Raw genomic sequence first — 6475 nt, 5'->3', positions numbered from 1 at the left:
ATTACTAATTCCTGAAGCACAGAGACATCGAGCCTTTCTACCAGGTCTCTTCCTCTAAGGATGTCCTGATTTTTCAAGACTATCAAGAGATATTCATTTCTTCCCCTTATGAATATCCCGAATGCATAATCGTCTCTGTGACTATTCATCTTTTCAAATAGTTCTTTCATCTTAAGGTATTCGTTTTCACCTGTAGAACTTAATCTCCTTATATCAAAGTTTTCTTCGAGTACTTTTTCTATCTCTATACCGTTCTCAAGTCTGAGAAGTCTGTGTGGTGGAAGTATCGTTGGATCACCATTATCTATATTTGTTAGGAACATCGCCACCCAGTTGTATGGTGCATCTTTATTATCGTCGTATATGTTTCTCATTTTCTTAGAAAACTCCAATGCTGTTTCGTAGCGGTGGTGCCCATCGGCTATATAGATTCTCCTCTTTTCTATCTCCCGTATAATCTCATTAATATCCTTTTGTTCATGTATTCCCCAGAGCCTGTGGATAGTATTGTCTCTGTCTGATACCTCTATTATGGGGGGTAATTTACCCCTCACATCATCTATTATCTGTGAAGCTATTTTCTCAGGGCTTGAATAGAACGAGAATATAAGACTGATATTAGACCTGCATGCCTTCAGTAGATTGTAACGATCAGATTTATGATCCGGGAGGGTATTTTCATGCGGTAGTATAATCCCTGAACTGTATTCTTCAAGTCTGACAAGTGGTATAAATCCACTGAGAAGTTTTCTCTCGTTATTAATGAAATATTCCATCTCGTATACATAGATTGAAGGGGTATCATCCCTTATTAATATCCCTTCCTTCAGCCATTGTTCAATAAGTGCAGAAGCCCTTGTGTACCTATTATCTGAATCATTGTCGCTACTGTATTTTTCTCCGAGATCTATATGGATAATGTTGTAGATGCTCTTTTTATATAGAGTCTTAAGCTCATCGGACTCTATTACATCATAAGGTGGCGCCATAACCATATTAAGGTCACCAACTTTATCTTTGTTATAGAGTACTCCTCTAAATGGAATAATCTTTGCCATCCTTAATTTACCCCGCACCCTCTAATAATGCCTCGCCCTTCAGGGCGGGGTGTGGGGTTTACTTTTTCTTTCCCTCCTCAATCTCCATTCTCAGCCCTTCAATTCTCCCTTTGAGTGCCTCGTTTTCTTTCTGTATGCGTATCATCTCTGTCTGTAGTGTATCTCGTTCGTAACTCAGCCTTTTTATATAAAATGCACCTGTAATCACAAGGAGGGCTAACAGGATTACCAGTGTTATGAGAATGCCTCTTCCTCCTGAGTGTTTCTCACTCTGCCTCAAATCTTCCTCGATTCCCATTATCTATACCTCTTTACCTCAAATCTGTATAACTCTACATCTTCTTCATCAGGATGGATGCCAGCTTTTTGTTTAGCAATATAAAGCTGTTCTTCTACTGTATTAACTCCTTCGAGGTCAGGCAGAAGGAGTCCTCTTTTCCAGCCTTTTTTTACAATAATCCCATATCTCTTTGGGTCGAGCTCTGCATGGCTTGAGATTTTCTCTGGTGTGGATAATACATCCACAGAGTATGTCAGTTCATCCAGTTCATCCTCCTGCACAGGAAGGAATCTCGGGTCCTTTGTGGCTGCGCTTATAGCATTTTGTATAATTTCTTCTGCTACTGATTGCATGGTCGGTGCAAATGTCCCAATACATCCCCTTAATGAACCATGCTTCTTTAAAGACACAAAGACACCTGCCTTTTCCTTCATTTCTTCTGTAAGTTCTTCGGGTGGGCTTGTAATTATTCCATCCTTGATGTATCTTTCTATCGTATCTTTTGCAAGTTTGACTAATAGGTGCATAGGCGCTATCTTTCTCTTGAGATCACATAGTCTGCAATGGCAAAAAGGGAATCTTTGGCGTCGCACCGATCAAAGATACTAATCTGTTCTTTTGCCTGCTCGATGAACCCCTTAGCCATATTAAATGAGTAATGCAGGCATCTGTATCTTTCCATCAATCTGATAATATACCTGAGGGCGTTCTTGTTAAACTTTTCTGAAGTAATAATATCCTTTATCGTTTTTATCTCTTTCTGAGTTCCATTTCGAAGGAGACAAATAAGAGGAAGGGTAATCTTTCCTTCCTCTATATCCTTACCGAGAGACTTACCAAGCTTCGTCTCATCAGCCTTGTAATCGAGGATGTCGTCTGCAAGCTGGAATGCCATTCCTAAATAAAAACCATAACCTGCTATTGCTTCTTCCAGAAAAGAATTAACCTTTGAGATTATAGCACCGATTCTGCAAGATGCAGACATAAGAAGTGCTGTTTTTGCCTTAATAATATTCAGGTAGTCTTCCTCTGAAATATCGGGATCACTTAACTTCATGAGCTGGAATACTTCACCTTCGCTCATTGCCATTGTTGTCTCTGACAGTGTATCCATAATGCGCTGATTCTTCATATTGACAGCCAGATTCAGCGCTTTTGAATACAAATAATCACCTACGAGTATACTCGTTTGATTTCCCCATACCGAATGTGCTACAGGTTTGCCTCTTCTAAATCTCGCTCCATCAACTACATCATCATGGAGTAAAGAGGCGGTGTGGATAAACTCAACGATACTTGCAAGGAGGGAGTCGGATTCGCCTTTATATCCACAGAGTTTTGAGCTGAGTATAACAAGGAGTGGTCTTAACCTCTTACCTCCACTCTGAAGGATATGCCTGCCCACTGTTTTTATAAGGGATACATCAGATTTCAGATTTTCCTGTATCTGTAATTCTACCCTGTGCAGTTCTTCGCCATATTGTCCCCAGACATCTTTTATCGTCATTTTAATGTTTTTATGATATAATGAGGCTATATTAATGTCAAGTCTTACATGGGAACGGAGATCCCCAAAAATCAACAAGATTTTTTTGGGGGACGGTATGGCATAATTTATAATGATGGAAAAAATAAGATTTAAACATTACATTGCAATCTCGTTTTTTGTCCATCTTACACTGTTAGGGATCATGCAGGTTAATATCAATCAGGATATAAGATTCAAGCCGATTGATGTTCGTATAGTAGATATCCCTTCGTCTTTGTTACCCAAGGAGGATATTCTGCCACGGTACCCTGTCCTTCCCGAACTTAGAGATAAGTCTCCGACATCTAAACATAGAGCAGATAAAAAACAGTCTCTTGCTGATGCTTCTCTACTTTCTCCTCAGAGGAATGAGGATATTTCTGCAAGGAAAGAGGGGCACCCCAAAGAATCACAGGACCTTTTGGGGACTCAACAGGAGTCACAGAAACCATTCAGTGATCTGACGTCTCCTAAAAAATGGATAGAGAAACTTCCTCTTGTGACTAAAAATGATATAGAACGCTTAGCAAAGAAATACACCCCTCCTGCAAAACCTGAAGAAAGCAAAAGAGATATAACATTAGATACAGATGAGTTCAAATATCTCTCATATCTTCAAAAGCTTAAATACAGGATAGAGTACGCATGGAAATATCCGGATGATGCAAAGATAAAGGGTATCGATGGTGACCTGTATATAAGGTTCTCAATACTGAAGGATGGAGCCCTTGGTGAGGTTTTGCTACTCCGTTCATCGGGATATAAATCACTTGATGAGGCTGCATTAAAGGCTTTAAATGACTCTAATCCCTTCTGGCCCCTCCCTGATAGCTGGAAGGAGAATGAATTAACCATAACAGGGCACTTTATATACTATCTTGGCAATCTTTATCTGAGATAGGGAGGATTCTATTATGAAACACCCATTAGTATTTTGTTTCCTCTTTCTTTTCACAACTGCCTCAGCATCGTCAGTAATAATAGACAGGATAGTAGCCGTTGTCAATGGAGATATTATTACCCTTAGCGAGGTTCAGAAGATAAATGCTGTGTATAGTTCACAGAATATAAGGAGAGATGCTCTCAATGACCTGATAGAGAAAAGACTGATACTTCAGGAAGCGAAAAAGCTTGGTATTAAGACAACAGATGATGAACTTAAAGATGCGATTGAGGATATAAAGAGGAAGAATAACATTGACGATACAGGATTTATGAGTCTACTGGCGAAAGAAGGGGTTACTCTTGAAGAGTATAAGGCTAATCTCAAGGATCAGCTTACGATAGGAAGGATAGTCGAGACAGAAGTAAGATCAAAAATTGTGGTTACTGATAAGGATATCTCTGATTACTATAGAGAACACCTTAAAGATTTCACTTTACCTGAAGAATCAAGGGTAAGGCATATATTTTTGAGGATAGACAAAAATAACCCCATTGCAGTAAGAGGCGTTGTGAGGGACATAATGAAGAAATTAAAGGAAGGTGTAGCCTTTGCAGACCTCGCAAAGGTGTATTCCTCTGACGAGGCATCTGCAAAGGCTGGTGGAGATATAGGATTCCTGAAGAAGGGACAGATGTCTCCTGAGCTCGAATCGATTGTCTTTTCGCTCAAATCAGGTGAAGTAAGCGAACCTGTATTCACAGAAAATGGTGTTCATATCATTAAGGTTGAGGAGACAAAAGGTAACAGACAACAATCCTTATCTGAGGTCTCGAATAAGATTAAGGAGATACTTCTTCAGAAGACATATGAGAAGAGGTATAATGAGTGGATAAGGGGTCTCAGGAAAAAGGCGTTTATTGAGCAAAGGTGGGATTAGTTTATTGATTTTTTTGTGGTATCACTTTTCGGATCTATAAGATCTCTCAGTTTATCTCCAAACAGGTTAAAGGCAACGACAGTAATAGTTATAGCCAGTCCCGGGAATATTACCATCCACGGTGCAGAATATATGTATATACGGTTAAGGCTTACCATAGAGCCCCATGTGGGTGTTGGTGGTTGTATCCCGATCCCTAAAAAACTTAAAGCAGATTCTGCGAGTATAAAACCACCTATCCTGAGACTACCTGTAACAATAACAAGCGGTATACACTGTGGAAGTGTATGATGTATCAGTATCCTCACCGTTGAGGCTCCAGATGCCCTCGCTGCTTCAATATACTGCGCTTCTTTTAAGGAGATTACCATCCCTCTTACAAGCCTCGCAAAAGACGCCCAGCCTACAGCAACGAGTGCAATTACTACGGTGGCGGCTCCTGGAGGCATTACCACGCTGATACCTATTGCGAGAAGCAGTGCAGGAAAAGACAATGAAAGGTCTATCAGTGCTACCATCATTGTCCCGAGCCTCCCACCAGAATACCCAGAGATGACTCCGAATATAAGCCCTATAATCACCGAAATGGCTGTAACTGCTATTCCTATAACTATCGATATACGAGCACCATAGAGCACCCTGCTCAGGATGTCCCTGCCCTTATTATCAGTTCCGAAGATATGTTTTGTACTCGGTGGCTGACTGATGCTATCAAGGTCTATCTGCAATGGATCATAAGGAGCAAGGTAAGGGGATAACAGAGTAACGATAACAATAATTACAATGACTATAGAAACTGGGTTGTATAAAACCTCTTTTTTAATCCTGCTTTTCACTTTACACCTTCGCTATGCATTTTCACTGTTTTTTTATCCTCGGGTCTATATAGAAATACGCCACATCTACTATAAAATTAATAAAGACAAAGGCGATAGAGCCAGTGAGAACCGTTCCCATAATTACGGGATAATCCCTCTTAATGATACCCTCCATTGCATATCTACCAAAACCATCCCACCCGAATATCGTCTCGGTGAGAACTGCGCCATTGAGATAGCTGCCGAAATCAAGTCCCACAATGGTAATTATCGGTATTAATGCATTCTTTAAGGCATGTCTGAATATAATAGCGCCTTCTCTGATACCTTTTGCTCTTGCAGTTGTTATATATTGTTCACCAAGAACCTCAAGGAAGGATGACCGTGTTATCCTTGCGATAGTGCCTGAGGAGTGTATTCCTAAGGTGAGTGCGGGCAGGAAGATATAAATCAGACCACCTGTCCCTGATGGTGGAAACCAGTGCAGGTATAGACCAAATATCAACATCAATATAAGTCCGAGCCAGAATACAGGGATCGAAATACTTCCTGCAGCAAGCATTGAGAGTATCTTATCAATAAATTCTCCTTTTCTTGTTGCTCCCATAATCCCTGATAGAATCCCGATCAATAATGCAAATAACATTGCGGCAAGTGCCAATTTCATTGTATTTGGAAATTTTTCAAAAATCTCTTTACTAACCTTCTGATTTGTATAATACGATCTTCCAAGCTCACCCTGAATGAGCAGACTCATGTAACCGACGTACTGTAAGATAAGACCCTTCTCTCCTCCAATCTCTTTCCGTATCCGTTCAATTGTTTCAGGGTCAGCCCGTTCACCGACTATCCCGAATACAGGGTCTCCGGGTATTGCCTTCATCAGAAAGAAGGTTATGAGTGTAATTCCTATAAGGGTTGGTATAAATGTCAGAATGCGTCTTAGAAGATATGGAATCATAAAAAAA

Annotated in this window: 8 protein-coding genes; 2 read left to right on the top strand and 6 right to left on the bottom strand. The window is 40.2% G+C overall.

Annotation, left to right across the window (positions count from 1 at the left end; genetic code table 11):
* From AB1488_04375 to AB1488_04360, 4 genes are all read right to left on the bottom strand, one after another.
* The coding region (locus tag AB1488_04375; protein MEW6409333.1) for a DUF1015 domain-containing protein at positions 1 to 1058 on the bottom strand (1058 nt) is incomplete at its 3' end.
* A 58-nt stretch (positions 1059 to 1116) separates the two neighbouring features.
* A complete protein-coding gene (locus tag AB1488_04370; protein MEW6409332.1) occupies positions 1117 to 1356 on the bottom strand; it encodes a hypothetical protein in 240 nt (79 codons plus the stop codon).
* Positions 1356 to 1865, bottom strand: a complete 510-nt coding sequence (amrA, locus tag AB1488_04365; protein MEW6409331.1) for an AmmeMemoRadiSam system protein A — start codon at positions 1863 to 1865, stop codon at positions 1356 to 1358. Before amrA ends, AB1488_04370 begins: the two co-directional genes overlap by 1 nt.
* Positions 1866 to 1870: 5 nt before the next feature.
* Positions 1871 to 2845 (bottom strand): polyprenyl synthetase family protein, encoded by a 975-nt coding sequence (locus AB1488_04360; GenBank protein ID MEW6409330.1) that lies wholly within the window; start codon positions 2843 to 2845, stop codon positions 1871 to 1873.
* A 112-nt stretch (positions 2846 to 2957) separates the two neighbouring features.
* On the opposite strand from AB1488_04360, the gene AB1488_04355 reads away from it, so the two are divergent.
* A complete protein-coding gene (locus AB1488_04355; GenBank protein MEW6409329.1) occupies positions 2958 to 3767 on the top strand; it encodes a TonB family protein in 810 nt (269 codons plus the stop codon).
* A gap of 13 nt (positions 3768 to 3780) precedes the next feature.
* Positions 3781 to 4689 (top strand): peptidylprolyl isomerase, encoded by a 909-nt coding sequence (locus tag AB1488_04350; protein MEW6409328.1) that lies wholly within the window; start codon positions 3781 to 3783, stop codon positions 4687 to 4689.
* Here the strand turns inward: AB1488_04350 and AB1488_04345 are convergent.
* Positions 4686 to 5525, bottom strand: a complete 840-nt coding sequence (locus AB1488_04345) for an ABC transporter permease (GenBank protein MEW6409327.1) — start codon at positions 5523 to 5525, stop codon at positions 4686 to 4688. The two genes, AB1488_04350 and AB1488_04345, sit on opposite strands and share 4 nt — an antisense overlap.
* Positions 5526 to 5547: 22 nt before the next feature.
* A partial coding sequence (locus AB1488_04340) for an ABC transporter permease (protein ID MEW6409326.1) occupies positions 5548 to 6475 on the bottom strand: 928 nt, incomplete at its 5' end.

The sequence above is a fragment of the Nitrospirota bacterium genome (assembly GCA_040756155.1).
GTDB lineage: Bacteria > Nitrospirota > Thermodesulfovibrionia > JACRGW01 > JBFLZU01 > JBFLZU01.
Note: the sequence above shows the minus strand (reverse complement) of the source record. Positions and strands in the feature narration are given on the sequence as shown.

What these genes read in the sequence shown, in the direction of transcription:
- AB1488_04370 (MEW6409332.1), bottom strand. Translation starts at nt 1,356, where the DNA reads ATGGGAATCGAGGAAGATTTGAGGCAGAGTGAGAAACACTCAGGAGGA.
- amrA (MEW6409331.1), bottom strand. Translation starts at nt 1,865, where the DNA reads ATGCACCTATTAGTCAAACTTGCAAAAGATACGATAGAAAGATACATC.
- AB1488_04360 (MEW6409330.1), bottom strand. Translation starts at nt 2,845, where the DNA reads ATGACGATAAAAGATGTCTGGGGACAATATGGCGAAGAACTGCACAGG.
- AB1488_04355 (MEW6409329.1), top strand. Translation starts at nt 2,958, where the DNA reads ATGATGGAAAAAATAAGATTTAAACATTACATTGCAATCTCGTTTTTT.
- AB1488_04350 (MEW6409328.1), top strand. Translation starts at nt 3,781, where the DNA reads ATGAAACACCCATTAGTATTTTGTTTCCTCTTTCTTTTCACAACTGCC.